Annotated in this window: 21 protein-coding genes and 1 tRNA gene; 12 read left to right on the plus strand and 10 right to left on the minus strand. The window is 72.6% G+C overall.

The window, feature by feature from the left end; genetic code table 11:
- Positions 1–105 precede the first annotated feature (105 nt).
- The 3 genes from ACZ5NW_RS14440 (at position 106) to ACZ5NW_RS14450 (ending at position 3,741) form a co-directional block, all read left to right on the plus strand.
- Entirely contained in the window at positions 106–1,317 is a 1,212-nt protein-coding gene (locus tag ACZ5NW_RS14440; RefSeq protein ID WP_468744130.1) for an NTP transferase domain-containing protein, read from the plus strand.
- On the plus strand, positions 1,314–2,666 hold the full coding sequence (locus ACZ5NW_RS14445) for a molybdopterin molybdotransferase MoeA (RefSeq protein ID WP_468744131.1): 1,353 nt from the start codon (positions 1,314–1,316) through the stop codon (positions 2,664–2,666). The genes ACZ5NW_RS14440 and ACZ5NW_RS14445 overlap by 4 nt, the downstream gene beginning before the upstream one ends.
- 94 nt (positions 2,667–2,760) lie before the next feature.
- Positions 2,761–3,741, plus strand: a complete 981-nt coding sequence (locus ACZ5NW_RS14450) for an NAD(P)H-quinone oxidoreductase (RefSeq protein WP_468744132.1) — start codon at positions 2,761–2,763, stop codon at positions 3,739–3,741.
- A gap of 63 nt (positions 3,742–3,804) precedes the next feature.
- On the opposite strand, the gene ACZ5NW_RS14455 is transcribed toward ACZ5NW_RS14450, so the two are convergent.
- Positions 3,805–4,287, minus strand: coding sequence for a hypothetical protein (locus tag ACZ5NW_RS14455; RefSeq protein ID WP_468744133.1), 483 nt, complete (start codon positions 4,285–4,287; stop codon positions 3,805–3,807).
- A gap of 139 nt (positions 4,288–4,426) precedes the next feature.
- On the opposite strand from ACZ5NW_RS14455, the gene ACZ5NW_RS14460 reads away from it, so the two are divergent.
- The gene (locus ACZ5NW_RS14460) at positions 4,427–4,972 is read left to right on the plus strand and encodes a bacterial proteasome activator family protein (protein ID WP_468744134.1); all 546 of its coding nucleotides are present in this window, start codon (positions 4,427–4,429) and stop codon (positions 4,970–4,972) included.
- 93 nt (positions 4,973–5,065) lie between these two features.
- On the opposite strand, the gene ACZ5NW_RS14465 is transcribed toward ACZ5NW_RS14460, so the two are convergent.
- Positions 5,066–6,685 carry a protein kinase domain-containing protein gene (locus ACZ5NW_RS14465; RefSeq protein WP_468744135.1) on the minus strand — a complete coding sequence of 540 codons (1,620 nt, stop codon included), beginning with the start codon at positions 6,683–6,685 and terminating at the stop codon, positions 5,066–5,068.
- A gap of 337 nt (positions 6,686–7,022) precedes the next feature.
- Between ACZ5NW_RS14465 and ACZ5NW_RS14470 the strand changes: the two genes are divergently transcribed.
- Positions 7,023–8,594 carry a protein kinase domain-containing protein gene (locus ACZ5NW_RS14470; protein ID WP_468744136.1) on the plus strand — a complete coding sequence of 524 codons (1,572 nt, stop codon included), beginning with the start codon at positions 7,023–7,025 and terminating at the stop codon, positions 8,592–8,594.
- 93 nt (positions 8,595–8,687) lie between these two features.
- On the opposite strand, the gene ACZ5NW_RS14475 is transcribed toward ACZ5NW_RS14470, so the two are convergent.
- Complete coding sequence (locus ACZ5NW_RS14475) at positions 8,688–9,704, minus strand: phosphotransferase (protein WP_468744491.1); 1,017 nt, start codon at positions 9,702–9,704, stop codon at positions 8,688–8,690.
- A gap of 533 nt (positions 9,705–10,237) precedes the next feature.
- On the opposite strand from ACZ5NW_RS14475, the gene pdhA reads away from it, so the two are divergent.
- Genes pdhA through ACZ5NW_RS14490 form a run of 3 tightly spaced genes read left to right on the plus strand, consistent with a single transcriptional unit; the run spans position 10,238 to position 13,897 of the window.
- A complete protein-coding gene (pdhA, locus tag ACZ5NW_RS14480; RefSeq protein WP_468744137.1) occupies positions 10,238–11,455 on the plus strand; it encodes a pyruvate dehydrogenase (acetyl-transferring) E1 component subunit alpha in 1,218 nt (405 codons plus the stop codon).
- Positions 11,456–11,457: 2 nt separating this feature from the next.
- A complete protein-coding gene (locus ACZ5NW_RS14485) occupies positions 11,458–12,438 on the plus strand; it encodes an alpha-ketoacid dehydrogenase subunit beta (protein WP_468744138.1) in 981 nt (326 codons plus the stop codon).
- Positions 12,439–12,448: 10 nt separating this feature from the next.
- On the plus strand, positions 12,449–13,897 hold the full coding sequence (locus ACZ5NW_RS14490) for a dihydrolipoamide acetyltransferase family protein (RefSeq protein WP_468744139.1): 1,449 nt from the start codon (positions 12,449–12,451) through the stop codon (positions 13,895–13,897).
- Here ACZ5NW_RS14490 and ACZ5NW_RS14495 read toward each other — a convergent pair.
- The 3 genes from ACZ5NW_RS14495 to ACZ5NW_RS14505 form a co-directional block, all read right to left on the minus strand.
- The gene (locus ACZ5NW_RS14495) at positions 13,884–16,247 is read right to left on the minus strand and encodes a hypothetical protein (protein WP_468744140.1); all 2,364 of its coding nucleotides are present in this window, start codon (positions 16,245–16,247) and stop codon (positions 13,884–13,886) included. The genes ACZ5NW_RS14490 and ACZ5NW_RS14495 overlap by 14 nt on opposite strands.
- A 2-nt stretch (positions 16,248–16,249) precedes the next feature.
- Positions 16,250–16,321, minus strand: a tRNA-Ser gene (locus ACZ5NW_RS14500).
- A 75-nt stretch (positions 16,322–16,396) separates the two neighbouring features.
- Complete coding sequence (locus ACZ5NW_RS14505) at positions 16,397–17,302, minus strand: D-alanyl-D-alanine carboxypeptidase family protein (protein ID WP_468744141.1); 906 nt, start codon at positions 17,300–17,302, stop codon at positions 16,397–16,399.
- A 209-nt stretch (positions 17,303–17,511) separates the two neighbouring features.
- On the opposite strand from ACZ5NW_RS14505, the gene ACZ5NW_RS14510 reads away from it, so the two are divergent.
- Positions 17,512–18,162, plus strand: a complete 651-nt coding sequence (locus ACZ5NW_RS14510; protein WP_468744142.1) for a GntR family transcriptional regulator — start codon at positions 17,512–17,514, stop codon at positions 18,160–18,162.
- The gene (locus ACZ5NW_RS14515) at positions 18,159–19,463 is read left to right on the plus strand and encodes an MFS transporter (RefSeq protein WP_468744143.1); all 1,305 of its coding nucleotides are present in this window, start codon (positions 18,159–18,161) and stop codon (positions 19,461–19,463) included. The genes ACZ5NW_RS14510 and ACZ5NW_RS14515 overlap by 4 nt, the downstream gene beginning before the upstream one ends.
- A gap of 70 nt (positions 19,464–19,533) precedes the next feature.
- Here ACZ5NW_RS14515 and ACZ5NW_RS14520 read toward each other — a convergent pair whose 3' ends face one another.
- The gene (locus tag ACZ5NW_RS14520; RefSeq protein WP_468744144.1) at positions 19,534–20,358 is read right to left on the minus strand and encodes a maleylpyruvate isomerase family mycothiol-dependent enzyme; all 825 of its coding nucleotides are present in this window, start codon (positions 20,356–20,358) and stop codon (positions 19,534–19,536) included.
- Between the two features lie 182 nt (positions 20,359–20,540).
- Here ACZ5NW_RS14520 and ACZ5NW_RS14525 point away from each other — a divergent pair, with 182 nt between their 5' ends.
- Positions 20,541–21,335, plus strand: coding sequence for a carbon-nitrogen family hydrolase (locus ACZ5NW_RS14525; protein ID WP_468744145.1), 795 nt, complete (start codon positions 20,541–20,543; stop codon positions 21,333–21,335).
- A gap of 268 nt (positions 21,336–21,603) precedes the next feature.
- Here ACZ5NW_RS14525 and ACZ5NW_RS14530 read toward each other — a convergent pair whose 3' ends face one another.
- Entirely contained in the window at positions 21,604–22,098 is a 495-nt protein-coding gene (locus tag ACZ5NW_RS14530) for an LURP-one-related/scramblase family protein (protein ID WP_468744146.1), read from the minus strand.
- 140 nt (positions 22,099–22,238) lie between these two features.
- Between ACZ5NW_RS14530 and ACZ5NW_RS14535 the strand changes: the two genes are divergently transcribed.
- Entirely contained in the window at positions 22,239–24,059 is a 1,821-nt protein-coding gene (locus tag ACZ5NW_RS14535; protein ID WP_468744147.1) for a redoxin domain-containing protein, read from the plus strand.
- Between the two features lie 48 nt (positions 24,060–24,107).
- Here ACZ5NW_RS14535 and ACZ5NW_RS14540 read toward each other — a convergent pair whose 3' ends face one another.
- Both ACZ5NW_RS14540 and ACZ5NW_RS14545 read right to left on the minus strand, forming a co-directional pair.
- A complete protein-coding gene (locus ACZ5NW_RS14540) occupies positions 24,108–24,368 on the minus strand; it encodes a DUF6458 family protein (protein ID WP_468744148.1) in 261 nt (86 codons plus the stop codon).
- A 74-nt stretch (positions 24,369–24,442) separates the two neighbouring features.
- A complete protein-coding gene (locus tag ACZ5NW_RS14545) occupies positions 24,443–25,735 on the minus strand; it encodes a M18 family aminopeptidase (protein WP_468744149.1) in 1,293 nt (430 codons plus the stop codon).
- Between the last annotated feature and the right edge of the window lie 59 nt (positions 25,736–25,794).

Genomic DNA, 25,794 nt, shown 5'->3' on the forward strand with positions numbered 1-25,794 from the left:
GGCGGTACCGCCGCGGACCGTCTGACAGCGGTGCTGCCGAGCACCCCGTGACGACGGAGGCCCTCCGGCCCGTTCCCCCGGGCCGGAGGGTCGCATACTCGGGGGGTGACCTCGAACGAGCCCTACGACGCCATCGTCCTCGCCGGTGGCGGTGCCCGGCGGCTCGGGGGCGCCGACAAGCCGGGCCTGCGCGTCGGCGGACGCGCGCTCCTCGACCGGGTGCTCGCCGCCTGCGCCGACGCGCGCACGACGGTCGTCGTCGCCGACCCCCGCCCCACGGCCCGCCCCGTGACCTGGGCGCGCGAGGAACCGCCCGGCGGTGGCCCGCTGGCCGCGCTCGGCGCCGGTCTCGACCGCGTCACCGCCGACCAGGTCGTCGTCCTCTCCGCCGACCTGCCCTTCCTCGCGTCCGGCACGGTACGCCGACTGCTGACCGCCCTTCGGTCGAGCGGCGCCGAGGGCGCCCTGCTCACCGACGCCGACGGCCGCGACCAGCCCCTCGTCGCCGCCTATGCCACCCGACGCCTGCGACAACTCCTCACCACCACCGCCTCCGGCCACGAGCCCACCGCCGCCTCCGGCCACGAGCCCGCCACCGCCTCCGGCCGCGAGCCCGCTGTCGCCTCCGGCCGCGAGCCCACCGCCGCCGCAGGCCATGAGCCCGCCACCGCCTCCGGCCGCGAGCCCGCTGTCGCCTCCGGCCGCGAGCCCGCCACCGCCGCAGGCCATGAGCCCGCCACCGCCTCCGGCCGCGAGCCCGCTGTCGCCTCCGGCCGCGAGCCCGCCACCGCCGCAGGCCATGAGCGCGCCGCCGCCTCCGCCGCCGACGACGAGCACGCCGCCGCCGAGCACCCCTCCGCCCCCGGCCACAAGCACGGCCTCGCCGGGCGTCCGTTGCGGTTGCTCACCGCTGAACTCAACCTCACCCGCGTCCCCGACCCCGTCGCGTCCTTCGACTGCGACACCTGGGACGACCTCGCCGCCGCCAGGGCACGTATCAGGGAGCATGGCCACGTGTTGGAAGAATGGATCTCCGCAGTCAAGGACGAGCTGGGCATCGACCTGGAGGTCGACACCGGCGTCCTTCTCGACCTCGCCCGCGACGCCGCCCACGGCGTGGCCCGGCCCGCCGCCCCGCTGACCACGTTCCTCGTCGGCTACGCCGCCGCACACGCCGGGGGCGGCCCCGAGGCGGTCGCCGAGGCCGCCCGCAAAGCCGCCGACCTGGCCCTGCGCTGGGCGCGGGAGGACACCGGGGACGGCAAGCCCGACGTGGCCCCCGACGCCACCCCCGACACCCGCCCGGACGCCGGATGACCGCCCGGGGTGTCCGGGAGGACCAGGACGCCGAGGACCTCGACGTCGAGGAGGTGCTGGCCCTCGTGAAGGACGGCAACGGCTCCGCCGCCCGGGGCCCCGCAGGTGTGCCCGGGGCCGCGCAGCCCGCTTCCCCCCGCCACGACACCCACCACCGGGCGACCCCCTGGCCCGAGGCCCGGGCGATCGCGGCCCGCGCCGGTGCCGCCCGCCGCACCCCCGTCTCCGTCACCCTCGCCGACGCCCTCGGCCTCGTCCTCGCCGCTCCCCTGGCCGCCCTGACCGACCTCCCCTCGTTCGACACCTCCGCGATGGACGGCTGGGCGGTCGCCGGGCCGGGCCCCTGGGCCGTGCGCGACGAGGGCGTGCTGGCCGGCCACGCGGCACCCGCCCCGCTCGCCGACGGCGAGGCCGTCCGGATCGCCACCGGCGCCCGCATCCCCCCGGACACCACCGCCGTCCTGCGCAGCGAACACGGCCGCCTCGACGACAAGGGCCGGCTGCACCCCACCCGGGACGTCGTCCACGGCCAGGACATCCGGCCCCGGGGCCAGGAGTGCCGTAGCGGCGATCAGTTGCTGCCCATGGGAGCCGTCGTCACCCCCGCCGTCCTCGGCCTCGCGGCGGCCGCCGGATACGACACCCTCGCCGCCGTCCCGCGTCCCCGCGTCGAGGTCCTCGTCCTGGGCGATGAGCTGCTCACCGAGGGACGTCCGCACGACGGACTGATCCGGGACGCACTCGGCCCGATGCTGCCGCCGTGGCTGCGGGCTCTGGGCGCCGAGGTGCTGGACGTCCGGCGGCTCGGCGACGACGCGGAGGCCCTGCATCGGGCCGTGACGTCCTCCGCCGCCGACCTGATCGTCACCACGGGCGGCACCGCGAGCGGCCCCGTCGACCACGTCCACCCGATCCTGCGCCGCGTCGAGGCCGAGCTGCTGGTGGACGGCGTCAAGGTGCGCCCCGGGCACCCCATGCTGCTGGCCCGCCTCAACGCCACCCAGCACCTCGTGGGTCTGCCCGGCAATCCGCTCGCCGCCGTCTCCGGCCTGCTCACCCTCGCCGAACCCCTGCTGCGCACCCTGGCCGCGCGTCCCGCGCCGGAGCCGTACGCGCTGCCGCTGAAGGAGGCGGCGCACGGGCATCCGTACGACACCCGGCTCATTCCGGTGGTGCTGCGGGGTGACCATGCGATGCCGCTGCACTACAACGGTCCGGCGATGCTGCGGGGCATCGCGGCCGCCGACGCGCTGGCCGTCGTACCGCCGGGCGGGTCGCGGGCGGGCCACGAGGTGGAACTGCTGGATCTGCCGTGGGCGACCGCCGGAATCGGGGCATGTTTCACGTGAAACCGTGAAGGACCCGGACCCGGCCCCGGACCCCGGCCGGGCGCGGGAGCGCTGAGGGCTCCCACGGGCCGGGCCGGGCGGTAGCGTCCTGCTCATGCATGCGATCACGATTCCCGAACCTGGTGGCCCCGAGGCGCTGGTGTGGGCCGAGGTGCCCGACCCGGAGCCCGGCGAGGGCGAGGTCCTGGTCGAGGTGGTGGCCAGCGCCGTCAACCGCGCGGACATCCTGCAACGGCAGGGCTTCTACGACCCGCCGCCCGGCGCCTCCCCCTACCCGGGCCTGGAGTGCTCGGGCCGGATCGCCGCGCTGGGCCCCGGGGTGTCCGGCTGGTCCGTCGGCGACGAGGTGTGCGCGCTGCTCTCCGGCGGCGGATACGCCGAGAAGGTGCTGGTCCCCGCCGGCCAGCTGCTGCCGGTCCCCAAGGGCGTGGACCTCACGCGGGCGGCCGCGCTGCCCGAGGTGGTGTGCACGGTCTGGTCGAACGTCTTCATGATCGCCCATCTGCGCCCCGGTGAGACCCTGCTCGTGCACGGTGGCTCCAGCGGCATCGGCACCATGGCGGTCCAGCTCGCCAAGGCGGTCGGCGCGAAGGTCGCCGTCACGGCCGGCACCCGGGAGAAGCTCGACCGGTGTGCCGAGCTGGGCGCGGACATCCTGATCAACTACCGGGAGCAGGACTTCGTCGAGGAGATCGCCCGGGCCACCGACGGCGCGGGTGCCGACGTCATCCTCGACAACATGGGCGCCAAGTACCTCGACCGCAACGTCCGGGCGCTCGCCGTCAACGGACGGCTCGCGATCATCGGTATGCAGGGCGGCATCAAGGGCGAACTGAACATCGCCGCGCTGCTCGCCAAGCGGGCCGCGATCAGCGCGACCTCGTTGCGGGCCCGTCCGCTCGGGGAGAAGGCGGCCATCGTCGCGGCCGTGCGCGAGCATGTCTGGCCGCTGCTCGACGCCGGCCATGTCCAGCCGGTCGTCGACCGCGAGATCCCGATGCCCCAGGCCCCGGACGCCCACCGCCTCGTCGAGGAGAGCGGCCACGTGGGCAAGGTCCTGCTGGTCGCACCCTAGAGCTGAACGTCCGCAGCGGTCGGCCCTCGCCTCCAGGCGCCGACCAGATCCGAAAGAAAGTCCCTAGTCCCGTCGCAGTCGCAGGGCGAAGAACGCGAGGCCGAAGCCCAGGCCGATCAGGATCAGGCCGCTGCCGAGCGGCAGGACGCGCAGCACGCGGCCGGCGGGCTCGGAGGGTTCGGCGGCCTGCGCCTCGGCCGGATCCGGGGCCGTGGAAGGAACCGGGGCGGTGGTCGGGGAGGGGCTCGGCGCCGGGCCGACGCCTTCCTCCTCGACGCCCTCCTCTTCCTCGCCGCCGTCCTCCGCCGCGCCCTCCTCCGCCACGTCATCGTCGTCCTCCGGCGCGCTCACGGTCCGCCCCGGCCGGACCCGCCCCTCGCCCGCCCCACTCCCCGCCCGGTCCGGCTCGGCGGGGGAGGACGACGCCGACGCCGACGCCGAGGGAGCGGCCGGCGCGGCGTGGTGCTCGACGCCGTACGAAGGGACCGTTCCGCAGGCGAGCAGGGCCGCTCCCGTCACCCACCACGCGCGCCACCATGCCGTCACGGGGCAAGCCTCACACAGTGGGACGTTCGGGGCATTTCACGCGCGTCCATGTCGGGCGGTTCGTGCGGGCAAGACGGTGGATCACCCCCCATCGGGGGCACCCCGCTGATGAGATGTACGCGTGCGAGAGAATGGCGGCATGGAGATGCCGAGGAACGAAAGGTCGCCGGAGAACGCCCAGCGGATCCTGGTGGTGGGCCAGGACGGCATGGCGCTCGGCGGCATGGACGCAGACGAGGACTCCCGCGAGATCCCGGTGACGGAGCAGGTCGAGCAGCCGGCCAAGGTCATGCGGATCGGCAGCATGATCAAGCAGCTCCTGGAGGAGGTGCGCGCCGCTCCCCTGGACGAGGCGAGCCGGGTCCGGCTGAAGGAGATCCACCGCAGCTCGGTGAAGGAGCTGGAGGACGGTCTCGCCCCGGAGCTGGTCGAGGAGCTGGAGCGGCTCTCGCTGCCCTTCACGGACGACGGAACGCCCTCCGACGCGGAACTGCGCATCGCCCAGGCGCAGTTGGTCGGCTGGCTGGAGGGCCTGTTCCATGGCATCCAGACCACGCTGTTCGCCCAGCAGATGGCCGCGCGGGCCCAGCTGGAGCAGATGCGCCGGGCGCTGCCGCCGGGCGTCGCCCACGAGGGCGCCGACGACCAGCACCCGGGCGGCCGCTCGGGCGGGCCCTACCTATAGAAGACACCTATAGAAGACACCTAGAGACGCTATAGACACAGCCCATGACCAAGGGCCCGGCGAAGATCGCCGGGCCCTCTGTGTCCGTGGGGGTCAGCCCGCCGGCGGGTACCCCGTCGACACGCTCAGTTCGATCTCCGGCATGTGCTTGGGGTCGACGTCCGTGTCGGCGGACGGGAACTGGTCCATGACCGTCCCCTCGCCGTACGTGTTCTCCTCGTACTGCTTGATCTTCATCGTCCAGCCGGCGGCCTGGAAGCACTCCTTGACCGACGTGATGTTCTTGAACTTGAAGCTCGGCATCCGGATCTTGTCCGGGTCGTTGTACGACTCCTCGGGCTCGCTGCACTCCGTCGGGTCGATCGTCTTGGACGTGTCCGGGCCCCGGTAACCGGCCGCCCGCGTCGCCGGCGGGGAGGAGGTCGTGGTGCCGCCGCCCTCGTCCTCGCTGCCGCCGGCGTACAACAGCGCCCCGATCAGCGCGCCCACCGCGACGACCGCGACGACCACCGAGCCGATGATCACCGGCCTGTTGTTCTTGCCGCCGCCCGAGGACACCGACCTCGACGGCTGCGGGCTGAGGTTGTACGCGGGAGGCGTCGGCGCGCCCTGCTGATAGGGCGTCGGCGTCTGGTAGCCGCCCTGCTGCGGGTAGCCGTAGGCCGGGGCGGGCGCCGGGGTGCTGTACGGGTTCGGGGTCTGCGGCTGGTACGGCGTCTGCACCTGGCCCGCGGCCGGCGGCGGGGTCTGGCCGACCGGCGGGAACACCGCGGAGCCGACGCCCGCGCCGCTCTGCGTGGGCGTGCCCGGCACGATGCTCGGCGGCGTCGCCTGGAAGGAGGCGGCGACGCGCAGGCACTCGTCGCGCATGGCGACGGCGGTCGGGAAGCGCTCGTTCGGGTTCTTCTTCAGCGCGCGGGCGATCAGCGCGTCCACGGCCGGCGGCAGCGCGCGGTTGATGGAGGACGCGGCGACCGGCTCCTCCTGCACATGCGCGTAGGCGATCGCCAGCGGCGAGTCCGCGTCGAACGGCAGCCGCCCGGTGACCAGTTGGAACAGCATGATGCCGACCGAGTACAGGTCGGAGCGGGCGTCCACACCGCGGCCGAGGGCCTGCTCCGGCGACAGGTACTGCGGGGTGCCGACGACCATGCCGGTCTGCGTCATCGACGTGACGCCGGACTGCATCGCGCGCGCGATGCCGAAGTCCATCACCTTGACGACGCCGCGCTTGGTCACCATCACGTTGCCCGGCTTGATGTCGCGGTGGACCAGCCCCATCTCATGGCTGATCTCCAGCGCCGCCAGCACATCCGCGGTGACCTTCAGCGCCTTGTCGGCGGGCATCGCGCCGAACTGCCGTACGTCCGCGTCGAGAACAGAGCCGAGCGGCTTGCCCTCGACGTACTCCATGACGATGTACGGGGTCGTCATGCCGTCGACATCGTCCTCACCGGTGTCGAAGACGGAGACGATGTTGGTGTGCGTGAGCTTGGCCACGGCCTGGGCCTCGCGGCGGAAGCGCTCGCGGAAGGCCTGCTCACGGCCGAGCTCGGTGTGCAGCGTCTTGATCGCGACCTGGCGGTCGAGCACGGCGTCGTACGCCAGGTGCACCGAGGCCATGCCGCCCTCGCCGAGCAAGTCGCGCAGCTGGTAGCGGCCACCGGCGAGCGAACGCCCCGCGTACCGGCCGTGTGCGCCGTCCTGGCTCATGTCTCTGCGTCCCCCATCGGCCTTCTGGCGCCGGCTCGACTGTCGATGATCGAATGTCTCATTCTCGGCCAAGTCTGCCCGAGGGCACTGACACGTCAAGCTCGGTGCCCGTTCCGTGACCGTACGCGAAGGAAGCGTCGCGGAAGCGTTACAGCAGGCGTACGAGCGGTACACAGAAAGCGCACCACGGCCCGTGATACGGCTGGTACGGCCGGTCCGTCTCGGGCCGGTCAGCGGGGTCGTCCCGGTCCGGCGGCCCCCGTGGAGGCTGTAGCGTGGCCGACTAAGACCGTGACAACACCGCGCGCACCGCGGGCAGAAACGACGGCGAGGACTGATGGCACAGCAGCAGCGCTCTCAGGGCCCGTCCGACCCCGAGGCGACTGGCGGCGGCATGTCGGACGCGCCGGAGAACTGGGGCAACGGCGGGCTCGTCGGGGACGGCCGGTACCGCCTGACCCGCAGGCTCGGCCGGGGCGGCATGGCCGAAGTGTTCGCGGCGGAGGACGTCCGGCTGGGACGCACCGTCGCGGTCAAGCTGCTGCGCGCCGACCTCGCCGAAGACCCGGTGTCCAAGGCCCGCTTCACGCGCGAGGCCCAGTCGGTGGCCGGTCTCAACCACCACGCGATCGTCGCCGTGTACGACTCCGGCGAGGACTTCGTCGGCGGCCAGTCCGTGCCGTACATCGTGATGGAGATCGTCGAGGGGCGCACGATCCGCGACCTCCTCCTCAACGCCGAGGCGCCGGGCCCCGAGCAGGCGCTGATCATCGTGTCCGGGGTGCTGGAGGCGCTGGCCTACTCGCATCAGCACGGCATCGTGCACCGCGACATCAAGCCGGCGAACGTCATCATCACCCACAACGGTGCCGTCAAGGTGATGGACTTCGGCATCGCCCGCGCCCTGCACGGCGCGTCCACGACGATGACGCAGACCGGCATGGTGATGGGCACCCCGCAGTACCTGTCGCCGGAGCAGGCGCTCGGCAAGGCCGTCGACCACCGCTCCGACCTGTACGCGACGGGCTGCCTCCTCTACGAACTCCTCGCGCTGCGGCCCCCGTTCACCGGCGAGACGCCGCTGTCGGTGGTCTACCAGCACGTTCAGGACATCCCCGTCCCGCCGTCCCGGCAGTCGGACGGCGCCTGCCCGCCGGAGCTCGACGGCCTCGTCATGCGCTCCCTCGCCAAGGAACCCGACGACCGGTTCCAGACGGCCGAGGAGATGCGCGGACTAGTGCAGTACGCGCTGCAGATGCTCTACGACCAGGGCGCCCACACCGGCACCTGGAACACCGGCCCGGTCGACGCGCCGGCGAACGGCAACACCCCGTCGGCGGGCTTCGCCGGCACCGCGGTCATGGCGCACGCCGGCGACGGCACCACGCAGATCCCCCAGCCGATCCTGCCCACCGGGTACGGGGGCGGCGACGACGGCGGTTTCGAGGGCCACGGCAACAAGGGCAGCGGCCGCGGCAAGCTGTGGGTGCTGGCCGTCCTCGCGGTCATCGCGATCGCCGCGGGAGTCGCGCTGGCGCTGCAGAACGCGGGCGGCAACGACAACAAGGGCGGTACGAAGCAGTCGCCGACCGCCTCGCCGAGCGCGACCCAGGACTCCGCCACCGCGTCGCCGAGCGAGGAGACGTCCGACGAGTCCTCCGACGACACCTCGGACGACAGCACCGGCTCCGACTCCGGGTCGAACTGGTCGCCGTCCTACAAGCCGTCCTACAAGCCGTCGGAGAGCCCGTCCGGCGATTCCAGTGACGAGCCGTCGGGCCAGCCCTCGGACACCGAGACCCAGCCGAGCGACGATCCGACCGACACGACGCCGACCGACGGCGGCACGTCGGACCCGGGCTCGGGCGGCGGCTCGGGCGGCGACCCGACTCCGTTCAGCCTGCCGTAACGCCGGGCCGCCCGGGCCTGCTGACCGTCCCTCACGCGCGCGTGGAGCCGAAGAGCCGCTCCCCGCGCGCGTGGTGCGTGGCGGGCAGACGGGTCAGTCGACGAACGCGTCGCACACCGTGTCGTACTCCCTGGTCCACCACACGGCGAGCGCCGACGAGGCGGGGAACTGGGAGTCCGCGCGCGTGTCACCGCGTTCGTAGTGCCAGCGCAGCATCCAGAAGTCGTTCAGGCGCTCCCACCACACGCGGTGCACGGCCGCCGCGAGCTGGGACGGTGTGGCCCCGGCCGCCCTGCGGTACGCGCGCGCGTAGGCCCGGGCCCTGGGCAGGTCGAGGGTGCCGTCGGGCCGTACGAAGAAGATGACGGCGGCGCGTACGGTCTCCTCCGCGCGGGGCTGTACGCACAGGCGGTCCCAGTCGACGATGGCGGCGGGGGCCTCGCCCCGGTAGAGCAGGTTGAAAGGGTGGAAGTCCCCGTGCACCCAGCCGACCGAGCCGCCGCGCGGAGGCCGCCGGTCCGCGTGCCGCTCCAGCAGGGCCCGGCGTTCCAGCAGCCGGTGCCGGGCCAGCTCGTCGAAGGAGTCGGCCGGCCGGTGCCGGCGCACGCGCGCGAGGAGATCGTCGATCAGCGTGAAGGTGTCGACGGGGTCGGCGCTCTCCACGGGGTGGGGGCCCGACCGGCTGGGCACGCGCCCCTTCGTCGCCATCACGCGCTCCAGACCGGCGTGCACCACCCCCAGCAGCGCCCCGAGGCGGGCGCACTGCGCCGTGGTGAGCTGGGTGCCGTGGTGGTGGCGCCCGTCGATCCAGGGGTGCAGGGCGTAGGCGTGGCCGCCGACGACGGCGACCGTGCGGCCGTCCCGGCCGGGGAGCGGGGGCGCGACGGGCACGCCCAGGTCCGCCAGTCGCCGGGTGGCGTGGTGCTGGCGGGCGATCGCGGCGGGGTCGGCGGTGTCGGGGTCGAAGTGGTGCTTCAGGAAGTAGTGGCCGCGGGTGGTGCGCAGGCGGTAGCCCCGGTTCAGCAGCCCCTGCTCGACCGGCTCGCAGGCGAGGGCCGTACCGGCGGCGTACCGGCGGAGAAGGGCGCTCAAAGGGGGCGCGTGGGGCACGAGGGGTGGTACACAGAGTCGCGGCACGCGCCAGATGCTAGGGCACACAATGGGCCTGTGAGCTGGGCGTTGTCACAGACAGTCGTTTCCGTTCACAGGATGTGCGGGAAGTGTCGCTCCAGGCCGTCGTCCGGTGAGCGCACGGTCGCGAGGTGCGGAATCGCCCGCGGAAAGTCAGGCTCGTACGCCGGGGCGGGTCGCCGGAGCGCGGCGAGGGCGGCTGCCGAGAAACTCTTCCCGTGGCCTGGGTGCGCGGGATAACGTGCCGTTGCTCCGGCCTCCTGCAAGGCTGTGACCAGGGTCCTTACCGGGTCTGCGGATTTACTTGGAAATCCAAGCAAAAACGCAGGTCAGGGGATGTTTCACAGAAATGTGGAGCACTGGGTAACGTGATAGCCGCAGGGCGCTCGCCGGGGCACCTGTCACGCCTGTTCCCGGCCGAGTGGCACCCACCCCGTGCCCGGATGTCGGAATCAGGTGAGCCGCACTGGCCACCCGGCAACCCCGGGGGCCGGACCGACGGAGGAGCACACGTGACCGTGGAGAGCACTGCCGCGCGCCAGCCGCGACGCAGCGCCGGAAGCAAGGCCGGCACCACCGGCAGCAAGGCGGCCGGCACCGGCGCCAGGCGCACCACCGCCGCTGCGAAGAAGGCCGCCGCGAAGAGCGCCGAGCCCGAGCTCGTGCAGCTGCTGACGCCCGAGGGCGAGCGCGTCGAGAACACCACGTACGACCAGTTCGTCGCCGGCATCACGCCCGACGAGCTGCGCGGCCTGTACCGCGACATGGTGCTCACCCGTCGCTTCGACGCCGAGGCGACCTCCCTGCAACGCCAGGGCGAGCTGGGCCTGTGGGCCTCGCTGCTCGGCCAGGAGGCCGCCCAGATCGGCTCCGGCCGCGCCACCCGCGAGGACGACTACGTCTTCCCGACCTACCGCGAGCACGGCGTCGCCTGGTGCCGGGGCGTCGACCCGACGAACCTGCTGGGCATGTTCCGCGGCGTGAACAACGGCGGCTGGGACCCCAACAGCAACAACTTCCAGCTGTACACGATCGTCATCGGCTCCCAGACGCTGCACGCCACGGGCTACGCGATGGGCATCGCCAAGGACGGCGCGGACAGCGCGGTGATCGCCTACTTCGGCGACGGCGCCTCCAGTCAGGGCGACGTCGCGGAGTCCTTCACCTTCTCCGCGGTCTACAACGCCCCGGTCGTGTTCTTCTGCCAGAACAACCAGTGGGCGATCTCCGAGCCGACCGAGAAGCAGACCCGTGTGCCGCTCTACCAGCGCGCGCAGGGCTTCGGCTTCCCCGGTGTGCGCGTCGACGGCAACGACGTCCTCGCGTGCCTCGCGGTCACCAAGTGGGCCCTGGAGCGGGCGCGCCGCGGCGAGGGCCCGACCCTCGTCGAGGCGTACACCTACCGCATGGGCGCCCACACCACCTCCGACGACCCCACCCGCTACCGCCACGACGACGAGCGCCAGGCCTGGGAGGCGAAGGACCCGATCCTGCGCCTGCGCCGCTACCTGGAGGCCTCAAACCACGCGGACGAGGGATTCTTCGCGGAACTCGAAGCCGAGTCCGAGGCGTTGGGCAGGCGAGTGCGCGAAGCGGTCCGTGCCATGCCGGACCCGGACCACTTCGCCATCTTCGAGAACGTGTACGCGGACGGGCACGCGCTCGTCGACGAGGAGCGAGCCCAGTTCGCCGCCTACCAGGCGTCGTTCGCAGACGTAGAGGGGGCCTGAACATGGCAGCGGAAAAGATGGCTCTGGCCAAGGCGATCAACGAGTCGCTGCGCCGCGCCCTGGAGGCGGACCCGAAGGTCCTCATCATGGGCGAGGACGTCGGCAAGCTCGGTGGCGTCTTCCGGGTGACCGACGGCCTGCAGAAGGACTTCGGCGAGAGCCGCGTCATCGACACCCCCCTCGCGGAGTCCGGCATCGTCGGCACCGCGATCGGCCTCGCCCTGCGCGGATACCGCCCGGTGGTGGAGATCCAGTTCGACGGCTTCGTCTTCCCCGCCTACGACCAGATCGTCACGCAGCTCGCGAAGATGCACGCCCGCTCGCTCGGCAAGGTCAAGCTGCCCGTCGTCGTGCGCATCCCCTACGGCGGCGGCATCGGCGCGGTCGAGCACCACTCCGAGTCCCCCGAGGCGCTCTTCGCGCACGTGGCGGGCCTGAAGATCGTCTCCCCGTCCAACGCGTCCGACGCGTACTGGATGATGCAGCAGGCCATCCAGAGCGACGACCCGGTGATCTACTTCGAGCCCAAGCGGCGCTACTGGGACAAGGCCGAGGTCAACACCGAGGCGATCCCCGGCCCCCTGCACAAGGCGCGCGTGGTCCGCGAGGGCACCGACCTCACCCTCGCCGCCTACGGCCCGATGGTGAAGCTCTGCCAGGAGGTCGCCGACGCGGCCGCCGAGGAGGGCAAGTCCCTGGAGGTCCTCGACCTGCGCTCGGTCTCCCCCCTCGACTTCGACGCCATCCAGGCGTCCGTGGAGAAGACCCGCCGCCTGGTCGTGGTCCACGAGGCGCCGGTGTTCTTCGGCTCGGGCGCGGAGATCGCCGCCCGTATCACCGAGCGCTGCTTCTACCACCTGGAGGCCCCGGTGCTCCGGGTCGGCGGCTATCACGCCCCGTACCCGCCGGCCCGCCTGGAGGAGGAGTACCTGCCGGGCCTGGACCGGGTGCTCGACGCCGTCGACCGTGCCCTGGCGTACTGAGGAGAGGGACGTGACGACGATGACTGAAGCGTCCGTGCGGGAGTTCAAGATGCCCGACGTGGGCGAGGGACTCACCGAGGCCGAGATCCTCAAGTGGTATGTCCAGCCCGGCGACACCGTCACGGACGGCCAGGTGGTGTGCGAGGTCGAGACCGCCAAGGCGGCCGTCGAACTGCCCATCCCCTACGACGGGGTCGTGCGCGAGCTGCGCTTCCCCGAGGGCACCACGGTGGACGTGGGCACGGCGATCATCGCCGTGGACGTGGCCGGCGGCGCCGCCCCGGCCGAGGCACCCGCGGCCGCCGCGGCCCCGGCGCAGCCCGCGCCCGCCCCCGAGGAGGAGAAGCCGCAGGGCCGCCAGCCGGTCCTCGTCGGCTACGGCGTCGCGGCCTCCTCCACCAAGCGCCGCCCCCGCAAGGGCCCCGAGGTCACGGTCCGGGAGGCGTCGCCGGCCACCCAGGTCACCCAGGCCGTCCAGGCCGAGCTGAACGGGCACGGTCACGCCGGTCCGGCGGCCGTCGCCGAGCGCCCGCTGGCCAAGCCGCCGGTGCGCAAGCTGGCCAAGGACCTCGGCGTCGACCTGGCCACGGTCACCCCGACCGGCCCGGACGGCATCATCACCCGCGAGGACGTCCACGCGGCGGCCGCACCGCAGCAGACGGCCGCGCCCACCGCCCCGGCCCCGGTCGCCCCGGCCCCGGCGATCGCGGCCCCCGTGGCCACGCCCGCCCCGGCCCCGGTCGCGTCGTACGACGCGGTGCGCGAGACCCGTGTCCCGGTCAAGGGGGTGCGCAAGGCGACCGCCCAGGCGATGGTCGGCTCGGCCTTCACCGCGCCGCACGTCACCGAGTTCGTCACGGTCGACGTCACGCGCACGATGAAGCTCGTCGACGAGCTGAAGCAGGACAAGGACATGCAGGGCCTGCGGGTCAACCCGCTCCTGCTGATCGCCAAGGCCCTGCTGGTCGCCATCAAGCGCAACCCGGACATCAACGCGTCCTGGGACGAGGCGAACCAGGAGATCGTGCTCAAGCACTACGTGAACCTGGGCATCGCCGCGGCCACCCCGCGCGGTCTGATCGTGCCGAACATCAAGGACGCGCACGACAAGACGCTGCCGCAGCTCGCCGAGGCCCTCGGCGACCTGGTGTCGACGGCGCGGGAGGGCAAGACCTCCCCGGCGGCGATGCAGGGCGGCACGGTGACCATCACCAACGTCGGCGTGTTCGGCGTCGACACCGGCACGCCGATCCTCAACCCCGGCGAGTCGGCGATCCTCGCGATCGGCGCGATCAAGCTCCAGCCGTGGGTCCACAAGGGCAAGGTGAAGCCCCGCCAGGTCACCACCCTGGCGCTGAGCTTCGATCACCGTCTGGTCGACGGCGAACTGGGCTCCAAGGTCCTCGCGGACGTGGCGGCCATCCTGGAACAGCCCAAGCGGCTGATCACCTGGGCGTAGGCGCCCGAGGAGCCGGAGGCACCGGGTCGGGCCGCAGCCAGTGGCCGCCGGTGCTCCAGCCCAGCATGCGCCGGCCCGTGCCCTCCTCCGCCGAGCCGCCCTCGGCGACCTGGTGGAGCCCGGTCAGGGCGGGCGCGAGCCGGCCGGCGACGTGCCAGGGGTGCCGGGCGACCTCCTCGGACAGCCAGGCCAGGGTGCGGGCCCGCCCGCCCGGCCTGCACAGGGACAGCTGGAAGACCATCTGCCGCCAGGCGTAGGCGATGTCCTTGATGGTGCTCAGCGACCCCCGGTCGTGGTGCAGCCGGAGGGTCAGCCGGCACACGGTGACGAAGGAGCGCCGGGCCAGCTCGTCCCAGCCGTCGTCCGGGGCGATGCCCACGCGGTGGACCAGGACCGCCAGATTGTGCGTGGTGAGGATCTGCGCCTGCTCGATCACCGTGCCGTTCTCCGCGATCCAGGAGCCCCCTCCCGACCCGGGCGCCAGCGCGGCGGCCCGTCGCTCGCACAACGCGGCGAACCCCGGGGACGTACGCGCCCCACGGGAGGGCCCCGCGGTCCCGTCGGCACCGTCGGCCGTGCAGGCGTCGCCGGCCTCGACGATCGCGAGGTTGCGCACGGCCCGGTAGTCGAGGGCGTAGTACCGCTCGTAGAGGGAACCGCCGCCGAGGAGCTCGGCCGCGACACGCGCGGCCACGAGGAACTTCGGGGTGAAGGTGCCCATGAAGATGTCCGCGGCCAGCTCCTCCACGAAGGGGGCGCCGAGGTCGGCCTGGCGGGCGAGCACGGACAGCTCGCGGATCAGCGGATTCGGCAGGATCGTGCCCGGGAAGGCGTGCACGGCCAGTCCGCCCAGCCGGCGCAGCGCGGCGGCGGCCACCTCACCGGCCTCGCCGTCGACGCGGTGGGCGGCCACGGCCCGCACCCAAGGCAGCTCCTCCGCCCGCACCTGCCGTTCCAGACCGAGCAGCAGCAGGGAGCGGCGGCCGGCGAACGCGCGGTGGTTCGCGGCGGCCAGGGTGCGCAGGGCCGGGTCCCGGTGGGCCCGCGCGACGGTCGCGGCCACGAGCTGCGGCACCAGCTCGGCGAGGACCTCCGCCGAGGGCACCACACCACGCTCCACGAGCGTGCCGACGGGTGCGCTGAGCGCGGCCTCGACGGGGCGGCGCACGGACGGCGGCACGGCCGAGCCCACGGGCAGCCCGGTGCGGGCCGCCTCCCCCTCGGTCACCCCGGCGACGAGCGGCTCGACCTCCGGCACCCCGCCCTGCTGCGGCAGGCCGGCCAGACGGTCCGCCACCAGCAGGGCCAGCGCCCGGTGCGAGGGCAGCGCGGCCTGGACCGCCTGCTCGCGGCGCAGCGCGGTGTGCCGCTCGGAGCCGGGCAGTCCGCGGCGCCGGACCATCGCGGCGACGGCGTGCCGCAGCAGCCCGAGCCGCCGCGCGGTCAGCTCGCGCCCGGCGGCGCTCTCCTCCAGGGCGCCGCGCAGGATGCCCAGGTTCCGCTTCGGGTCGCGATGCCTGGCGCAGTACGTGTGCCGGCCGGCGAGCTCGTGGTAGCGGCGCAGCAGGGCGGCACCGCGTGCGTGCCAGGGGGCGGCCGGGTCCTCGGGGATCCGGATCCAGCCCTGCGGGTCCGTCACCTCCAGCCAGTGCGCCAGCAGTTCGTCGCCGAACGGCTGCCAGACGGTGAGGGCCTCGCGCTGGGTCTCCACGGGTGTGCTGGGGCGGCGCGCCGTGAGGGTCGCGCGGGCGTCGGCGACCGTGACGCGGTGGACGGCGTCGGCGTCGGGCGCGGGACGGTCGGCGGGCCGTGGCGTGAACCGCAGCCGGTCCGCGAACGGCGCCAGCTCCGTCACCAGGTCCAGCGCCGCGTCGGTCTCCCCGGCGCGCACGAGCCACGCCACGGTGAGCAGGGCGGCCTCCTCGGGGACGGCCACCTCGTAGCATCCGCTGTCGAGAAGGCCGTAGAGGGTGGGGAGCCCGTCCTCGGACAGGAAGTGGGTGAAGAGCGCCCGCCGGGTCTCGGGCAGTCCGGCGCGGCGCGCGGCCTCGGTCTCGTACGGGAGCAGGGGGCCGCCGGCGCTGGGCTCGCCGGTGGCGAAGCCGCCGCGCACGACCTCGGGTGTGACCCACGCGGGCAGTCCCGCGACGGGCGTGCGCGAGCCGATGGTCAGCAGACCGTCCGCCATGCCGGCGAGCACGGCGCGCCAGGTGCGGCCCCGTTCCTCGGCGCGCCGGCGGGTGCCGGGGTCGTCGTGGGTGCGGGCCGTGTGCAGGGCGCGGGCCAGTTGGCCGGCCGCGTAACCGGGGTTCGCCTCGGCGGGGTGCTGCTGCTCAGCGTGGTCGTTCATAGCCGACGTGGCAGGTGCCGCCCCTGCGCCCTCCGGGTCTCGAGCCCGGTGCTCTGCTGCTGAGCTACACGTCGAGGTGCTGACGCTAGAGGTCGAACGGGCGTGCGGCCAAGTGGATTTCCCCTTGGCCGCACGCCCGTGGCGGTGCGTCAGCTGATCTTGGCGTAGCCGAAGTTGATGAGCTTCTTCACGTCGTTGGTGCGGTCCGCCGCCGAGGCGGAGGTGAGCACGGTGCCCATCACCGACTCCCCGTTGAGGGTGGCGGCGAAGACGAGGCAGTACTTGGCGTCGGGACCGGAGCCGGTCTTGAGGCCGAGCGTGCCGTTCCAGCCGAGCAGCGTGTTGGTGTTGGTCCAGGTGCCCATGGTGCGGGTGGCGCCCGAGCTGGTGATGGTCTTCGCCGTGTACGCCTTGGTCTTGACGACGGCCTTGAAGTTGGCGTTCGTCATGACGCTGCGGGCGAGCTTCGTCAGGTCGCGCGCGGTCGAGTAGTTGTTGCCGTTGCTCAGACCGTCGAACGAGTCGAAGTGCGTGTTCGTCATGCCCAGGCTCTTGGCCGTGGTGTTCATCTTGGCGATGAAGTTCTTGGTGCGGGCCGCGACCGTGGTACCCGTGCCGAACTTGTCGGCGAGGGCCATCGCCGCGTCGCAGCCGGACGGCAGCATCATCCCGTACAGCAGCTGACGGACGGTGACCTTGTCACCGACTATCAGGTGGGCCGAGGACGGGTAGCCCTTGGAGACCATGTAGCTGCTGATCTCGCCCCGGATGGTGACCTTGGTGTCCAGGTTCACGCCCGCCGTGGACAGCACGACCTTCGCGGTCATGATCTTGGTGGTGGAGGCGGTGAGCCGGTGCGTGTCACCGGCCTTGTTGTAGAGGGCGGCACCGGTGGCGCCGTTCATCACGAACCCGCTCTTGGCCGTGATCGTCGGCACGGCGACGGCAGCCTGCGCGGGCGCCGCGGTGAGGGCTCCGGTCGCGATCATCGCGCCGGTCGTCACGGCGACGGCTGCGGCTCTGCGGACACGGAAGCCCTTGATGGCGGTTATCAACTGAAATACCCCGAATACGTCGAATGCCCCTGTGGTGCGGCCGAGTTGGAGGGGAAAGCAGTGGGGCCGCATGTGTGAGACATCTAGGTAGCACAGAAGGTTGCGGTCTCGCTGTGAGGAATTTCGTACTCGGGTACGGGTTCGCCGGGACCGGGTCCGCATTCTGAAACGGATCCCTCATGCGTACGTGTTGTATCTATCCTGTCGGCATGAGCCTGGCCGTCAGACAACCGCCCGCCGCCGACCGCGTCTACTCCCACGTCAAGCAGGGCGTCCTCGACCGCCGTTACGAGGGCGGCACGCTCCTCACCGAGGGCGAGCTCGCCGAGGCCGTCGGCGTCTCGCGCACCCCCGTCCGGGAGGCGCTGCTGCGCCTGGAGGCCGAGGGGCTGATCAAGCTCTACCCGAAGAAGGGCGCCCTGGTCCTGCCGGTCTCCGCGCAGGAGATCGCGGACGTCGTCGAGACCCGGTTCCTGGTCGAGGAGCACGCCGCCCGCAAGGCCGTACCCGCCCTGCCCGGCCTCGTCGAACGGCTCGAAGAACTCCTTCAGCGGCAGAAGCGGGAGGCCGCCGCCGGCGATCTCGCCGCCGCAGCCGTCACCGACCGCTGCTTCCACGCCGAGATCGTCCGCAGCGGCGGCAACGAGATCCTGTCCCGGCTCTACGACCAGCTGCGCGACCGCCAGCTGCGGATGGGCGTCGCCGTCATGCACGCCCACCCCGACCGCGTCGCCAAGACACTCACCGAGCACGAGGAGATCCTGGCGGCGCTGCGCACCGGCGACGCCGAGCGGGCCGTCGACCTCGTGCACCGCCACATCGGCTGGTTCTCCCACCTGGCGCGGGGGGAGGTCCGATGAGCCAGGCCCACAAGATCACCCTCCCGGGTGACCCGCCGGGCGGCCGTCGCGCCATCGCCGTGTGGTCCATCGGGGTCTCGGTCTACTTCGTCGCCGTCATCTTCCGCACGTCCCTCGGAGTGGCCGGCCTCGACGCCGCCGACCGCTTCCAGGTGAACGCCTCCGCCCTGTCGACGTTCTCGATCCTCCAGCTGCTGGTCTACGCGGGCATGCAGATACCGGTCGGGCTGCTCGTGGACCGCCTCGGCACCAAGAAGGTGCTGACCATCGGCGTCGTGCTGTTCACCGCCGGACAGCTCGGCTTCGCCTTCTCCCCGTCGTACGGCATGGCCCTCGCCTCGCGCGCGCTGCTGGGCTGCGGTGACGCGATGACCTTCATCAGCGTGCTGCGCCTGGGCACCCGCTGGTTCCCGGCCCGGCGCGGACCGCTGGTCGCGCAGCTCGCCGGACTCGCCGGCATGGCGGGCAACCTGGTCTCCACGCTCGTCCTCGCTCGGCTGCTGCACGGGGTCGGCTGGACACCGGCGTTCGCGGGCAGCGCGGGCGCCGGCGTCGTGGTCCTCGTCCTGCTCCTGCTCTTCCTGAAGGACCACCCCGAGGGCCACGAACCGGAACCCTTCCCGCACCGGGGCGCGGCCTACGTCCGCCGGCAGATCGCCGCGTCGTGGCGGGAGCCGGGGACCAGGCTGGGGCTGTGGGTGCACTTCACCACCCAGTTCCCGGCGATGGTCTTCCTGCTGCTGTGGGGCCTGCCGTTCCTGGTCGAGGCACAGGGCCTGACCCGGGCCACGGCCGGCGACCTGCTCACCCTCGTCGTCCTGTCGAACATGGTCGTGGGGCTCGTCTACGGCCAGGTCGTCGCCCGGCACCACGGGGCGCGGCTTCCGCTGGCGCTCGGCACGGTCGGAGCGACGGCGCTGGTGTGGGCGGCCACCCTCGCGTATCCGGGTGAGCACGCCCCGATGTGGCTGCTGATCGTGCTGTGCGCGGTGCTCGGGGCGTGCGGGCCGGCGTCGATGCTCGGCTTCGACTTCGCACGGCCGGCGAATCCGCCGGAGCGTCAGGGGACCGCGTCCGGGATCACCAACATGGGTGGTTTCGTCGCGTCGATGACGACGCTGCTCGCGATCGGGCTGCTGCTGGACGCCACCGGGGACGACTACACGGTCGCCTTCTCGGCGGTGTTCGTGCTCCAGGCGCTGGGGGTCGGTCAGATCCTGCGGCTGCGCGGGCGGGCGGCACGGCGGGAGCGCGAGCGGTTGGTGGCCAGCCGGGTGGAGACGGTGCACGTGCCGGCTTGACGCTCCTACGTCCGCGAGGCCCCGTCACCCGAGCGGGGCCCGCTGCCGTGCCCTTTCCGGCCGCTCCCGCCTACTGCGTCACCGTGAAGTTCCGCAGGATCGCCGACGTCAGTTCCGGCTCGCCCTCCGCCTTGACGCGGTCGCTCACCGCCTCCGGAGTCACCCGGCCACAGGCCAGCCGGACGTACGTCTCCCAGTCGAGGGAGAACGAGGCGGCGGGGCCGAGCGCCGGGGCGGTCTCGACCGTGCCGCGGCCCTGGATGTCGACGCGGACGGTGCGCAGGAACTCGATCGGCCCGTGCACGTCGAAGACGATCGCCGAGCTGCGCGGGGCGTCGGCCTTGTCGGCGACGACCTGGGGGAGTTCGTCCAGCAGCACGTCGCGGGCGATGTGCGCGCCGGGGGAGTCCAGGTTGCCGGGGCGGCCGAGGGCGGTCCGCAGGTCCTGCTCGTGCACCCAGACGTTGAACGCGTGGGCGCGCATGGACTCTTCGAGGGTCAGCTCGGTGCCGAGCGGACCGCGCACCGTCGTGCCCGGGGTCCGGGACTCGTTGCGCAGCTGGCGGTTGCGCCGGATGATCGTGTACTCCAGCTCCGACGTCATCTCCGGGGACGTGTGGTGCCGGCGGACATCGACCTGGATCTCCATGTAGCGCTGGAGGTCGGTGGTGACGTGGAAGAGGTCGCGCGGCAGGGAGTGGATGGGCCGCGGGTCGCCGTACATCTCGCAGTCGAGCCCGATGACATGCGACACGATGTCCCGCACCGACCAGCCCGGGCACGGGGTCCGGCGGTTCCAGTCCGCCTCCACCAAGGGCTGCACCAGCTCGGATATCGCTTCGATGGAGTGGGTCCAGGCGTCGGCGTAGGGCTGGAGGGTGGGATGCAGACTCACGGAACGGGACCCCTCGGCGGTCGGTACACGGGTGGTTGGCGGCGGCGTTGCCAGCGGGAGGTGGCTGCACTCGGCGGGTGTCTTGGGAGGCTAAGTTACGCTCCTGTGAGGCACCCCGGCAGTGCTTTCGTGTGACGATCGTAGGCCCGTATGAACGACTCGAATGCCAGGACGGTGGTAGTGTGCGCGCCTCGCTGATCCAGATCGCCGTGGACGAGGGCGAATCGGTCGTATCGCGGCGGGAGCGGGTGGCCGCTCTCGTACGCGCTCAGGCCGGCGCCGATCTGGTGGTGCTGCCCGAGCTGTGGACCACGGGAGCCTTCGCCTACGACGGGTTCGCCGCGGAGGCCGAGCCCCTGGAGGGGCCGACCCACGAGCTGATGGCCAAGGCGGCGAGCGACGCGGGCGTGTGGCTGCACGCGGGCTCGATCCCCGAGCGGGATCCCGACGGTCCCCTCTACAACACGTCTCTCCTCTTCTCGCCCTCCGGCGATCTGGCCGCCGCCTACCGCAAGATCCACCGCTTCGGCTTCGACAAGGGCGAGGCGGTGCTGATGGGCGCCGGGCAGGAGTTGGTGACGGTCCGTCTGCCGCGGACCACGCTGGGCCTGGCCACCTGCTACGACCTCCGCTTCCCCGAACTCTTCCGCGGTCTCGTCGACGCCGGCGCCGAGACCCTGGTGATCCCGGCGGGCTGGCCGGAGCGGCGCCGGGCGCACTGGACGCTGCTGGCTCAGGCGCGGGCGGTGGAGAACCAGGCGTTCGTGCTCGCGTGTGGAACGGCCGGGACGCATGCGGGAGTTCCCCAGGCCGGTCACTCGATCGTGGTCGATCCCTGGGGTGAGGTGCTCGCGCAGGCGGGTCCCGACGAGGAGGTCCTCACCGTGGAGTTCGACCCGGCCAAGGTCGCGGCGACCCGCGAGCAGTTCCCGGCGCTGAAGGACCGCCTACTGGGATTGCAGCCCCCCGGCCGCTGAGCCCCGCCGCCCTAGGGCCTGTCCGGCGGATCAGGCCGCAGACGCGGGGGCTGGCACGCCCTCCCCCACTGCCTTAAAGGCGTGGGGGGACCCCCAGCGGCGTTGTCGTCGGTTGCCGATGCTCCGCATCGCCGCCCTCCTCCGCCTTGCAGCTGGACGCTCCCCCACGCTCGAACTTCGCTCGCGCGGGAGGTACCCCCATCGCCCCCGCTCACCTGCGCTGACGAGGTACCGCCGATCTCCTGCGGCCTGATCCGCCGGACAGGCCCTAGTCCTCCTCCCGTTCCTTCTCCGCCAGGTGGATCACGCAGACCGCCACCGCGATCAGCAGCGCCGGGTCCGCGTCGTCGCGGACGACGTCGACGCCGTAGGTCTCCCGGACGTGCAGCCAGCGCCGCGAGATGACGGCGAGCAGCTCCCCGTCGTACTCGATGGCGAACTCGCGGTCGAGGATCTTGCCGCTGACGTCGAGTTCGGTGCCGTCCACCAGGCTGACCCGGTAGTGGTTGCGCAGGAGCGACAGGCGTTTGCGCCGGATGCGGGCGAGCGGCTCGTCCTCCCGTTCGATCACCATGGTGTCCCGCAGGGCGAACATCTTCTGGCGGATGTCGACCAGGACCCGGCCCTGGGCGTCCTTCAGCTCGAAGGTGTCCCGCAGCCGCATCGCCTTGCCGTCGACGAGGTAGACCTTGTTGCCCCGGTCGTCCTCGATCCAGTAGTCGTCTCCGAAGCCGAGCAGCCGGTCGCGTACGAGGAATCTCATGTCACCACCGGTTCCCCGCCCGCCGTTCCCAAACGCCGCCGGTAGGCCGACGGGCTGAGCCCGGTCCGGAAGCGGCGGTGCGGGGCCGTGACGGGGCAGGCGCTGAGCTGACTGTCAGTGACGGGTGGCACTCTTGAGGCATGAGCGACTCCCCTCCCCGCCGCGTGCGCGTCCGAGCCCCCGAGCTGACCGGCAAGGGCGGCTGGCTGAACACGGGCGGCAGTACGTACTCCCTCGCCGACCTGCGCGGACGCATCGTCGTCCTCGATTTCTGGACGTTCTGCTGCATCAACTGTCTGCATGTCCTGGACGAACTGCGGGAGCTGGAGCACCGGCACGCGGACACCGTCGTGGTCATCGGTGTGCACTCGCCGAAGTTCGTGCACGAGGCCGACCACCGGGCGGTCGTCGACGCCGTGGAGCGGTACGGCGTGGAGCACCCGGTGCTCGACGACCCGGAGCTGGCGACATGGAAGCAGTACGCGGTGCGCGCGTGGCCGACGCTCGTCGTGATCGACCCCGAGGGGTATGTGGTCGCGCAGCACGCCGGTGAGGGGCATGTGCACGCGATCGAGCGGCTGGTGACCGAGCTGGAGGCGGAGCACGAGGCGAAGGGCACCCTGCGGCGCGGCGACGGCCCGTACGTGGCGCCGGAGCCGGAGCCGACGGTGCTGCGCTTCCCGGGCAAGGCGCTGTCGCTGCCGAGCGGCACCTTCCTGGTGAGCGACACCACCCGGCATCAGCTGGTCGAGCTGGAGGCCGACGGCGAGACCGTCGTGCGGCGCATCGGCTCCGGTGCGCGCGGCTTCGCCGACGGTCCGGCGTCCGACGCCTCCTTCAGCGAGCCGCAGGGCCTCGCCCTCACCGATGAGGGTGCCGCCGTGATCGTCGCCGACACCGTCAACCACGCCCTGCGCCGCGTCGACCTGGCCTCCGGCGAGGTGACCACCCTGGCCGGCACCGGCCGGCAGTGGATGCAGGGCGCCGCCACGCGGGGACCGGCCCGCGAGACCGACCTGTCCTCGCCGTGGGACGTGGCCCTGTTCGGCGGCAAGGTGTGGATCGCGATGGCCGGCGTGCACCAGCTGTGGGCGTACGACCCGGCCGAGGGCACCGTCGCCGTCGCGGCCGGCACCACCAACGAGGGGCTCGTCGACGGCCCCGCCGCCGAGGCGTGGTTCGCCCAGCCGTCGGGCCTCGCGGCGACCGCCGACCGTCTGTGGCTCGCCGACTCCGAGACGTCCGCGCTGCGCTGGGTCGACCTGGACGGCACCGTCCACACCGCCGTCGGCACCGGTCTGTTCGACTTCGGGCACCGCGACGGCGCCGCCGGTCAGGCCCTCTTCCAGCACCCGTTGGGCGTCACGGTCCTGCCGGACGGCTCGGTCGCGGTCAGCGACACCTACAACCACGCCCTGCGGCGGTACGACCCGGCGACCGGCGAGGTGACCACCCTGGCGACGGATCTGCGGGAGCCGAGCGACGCGGTGGTCGTCGGGGGCGACATCGTGGTCGTGGAGTCGGCGCGGCACCGGCTGACGCGGCTGCGGCTGCCCGAGGAGGCGGTGCGCGTGAAGGCGGTCGCCCATCGCACGCAGCGCGCGGCCACCGAGGTCGCGCCGGGCGCGCTCCGCCTCGATGTGATCTTCCAGGCGCCGGCGGGCCAGAAGCTCGACACCCGCTACGGCCCCTCGACCCGTCTGCTGGTCTCCTCCACGCCGCCCGAGCTGCTGCTGAAGGGAGAGGGTGCGGACACCGACCTCTCCCGCGACCTGGAGCTGAATCCGGCGGTCGCGGAAGGTGTCCTGCATGTCTCGGCGATGGCCGCCTCCTGCGACGACGACCCGGCGAACGAGTACCCGGCCTGCCATGTGCACCAGCAGGACTGGGGCGTTCCGGTCCGCCTCACGGAGGCCGGCGCCGACCGCCTCCCGCTGGTGCTGGCGGGCATGGACGCCTGACCGTACGGCCCGGCGGCCTGACCACACGGTCCGCCGCCGGGCCGTCCGTCACAGCCCGTATCCGTCGCGGTAGCCGTCGCGATAGCCGTCGCGGGGGCGGTGCGGGTCGTCGTCGATGACAGGAGTCGTCGGCGGCACCACCACCCGCCTGCGCCGGTAGATGCTGCTGAACGTCGTCACGCCGATCAGCCCGACGATCATCAGGATGACCCCGACCAGGTCGAGGTTGACGCTGTCCACGTGCCAGTCGGTCGCGAAGGTGAGGATGGCTCCCACGGCGATGAGAACGATGCATCCGCCGAGGCCCATGAGTGTTCGCCTCCCAGTCCGGTCCGGTCGTCCGGTCGTTCCGGACCGGAGGCGAGTACCCGGGTTCGCGCGAACTACCCCTCCAGGAACGCCACCAGCGCGTTCGCCAGCAGGAACGGGTCGTCCGCGCCGCACAGTTCGCGGGCGCTGTGCATCGACAGGATGGCGACGCCGATGTCCACGGTCCGGATGCCGTGCCGGGCCGCGGTGATCGGGCCGATCGTCGTGCCGCACGGCATGGAGTTGTTGGACACGAAGGACTGGAAGGGCACGTCCGCCCGCTCGCAGGCGGCGGCGAACACCGCGCGGCCCGAACCGTCCGTGGCGTAGCGGTTGTTGACGTTGACCTTGAGGATCGGGCCGCCGTTGACGCGCGGGTGGTGCGTCGGGTCGTGCCGTTCCGCGTAGTTGGGGTGGACGGCGTGACCGGTGTCGGAGGAGAGACACACGGTGCCGGCGAAGGCCCGCGCCCGGTCCTCGTACGATCCTCCGCGCGCGAACACCGAGCGCTCCAGCACGCCGCCGAGGAGCGGGCCGTCGGCGCCCGTGTCGCTCTGCGAGCCGTTCTCCTCGTGGTCGAACGCGGCGAGGACCGGGATGTACTCCGGATCGCGGGCGGCCACCGCGGTCAGCGCGGCCACGCCGGAGTGGACCGACAGCAGGTTGTCCATGCGCGGCCCGGCCAGCAGTTCGCGGTCGCGGCCGAGGTAGGCGGGCGGCTCCACGGAGTGGGTCATCAGGTCCCAGCCGGTGACGTCGCCGGCGGGCAGCCCGGCCTCCTCTTCCAGGAAGGCGATCAGGTCGCCGTCGTGCACGTCGTGGCCGAGGCCCCACACCGGCTGGAGGTGCCGCTGCTTGTCGAGCTTGAGGCCCTCCGCGGTGACCGAGCGGTCGAGGTGGATGGCGAGCTGGGGCACCCGCAACAGCGGGCGGTCGATGTTGACCAGGCGCGTCGAGCCGTCCCGCAGGGTCAGCCGGCCGGCCAGACCCAGATCGCGGTCGAGCCAGGAGTTCAGCAGCGGCCCGCCGTAGATCTCCACGGCGACCTGGCGCCAGCCGTGCGCCCCGGTGTCGGGCAGCGGCTTGACCCGGAGGTTGGGGGAGTCGGTGTGGGCGCCGACGATCCGGAAGGGCGTGTGCGGCGCGGCGCCCTCGGGGACGTACCAGGCCACGATCGCGCCCCCGCGGAGCACATACTTGCCGCCGCTTGTGCCGTCCCAGGCGTCCGTCTCCGAGACCTGCCGGAAACCGGCCTTCTCCAGCCGTTCGGCCGCGGTGGCCACGGCGTGGTACGGCGACGGGCTCGCGGTCAGGAAGGACATCAGGTCGTCGGTGTGACCCCGGTCGAATGGGGAGGCTTCGCTCATGGGTTCACCATAACGACGTGGGTTCCCCGCAACGACGGACGAGGGCCCGCTCCCTGCGC

Source organism: Streptomyces sp. NPDC032126 (genome assembly GCF_055580085.1).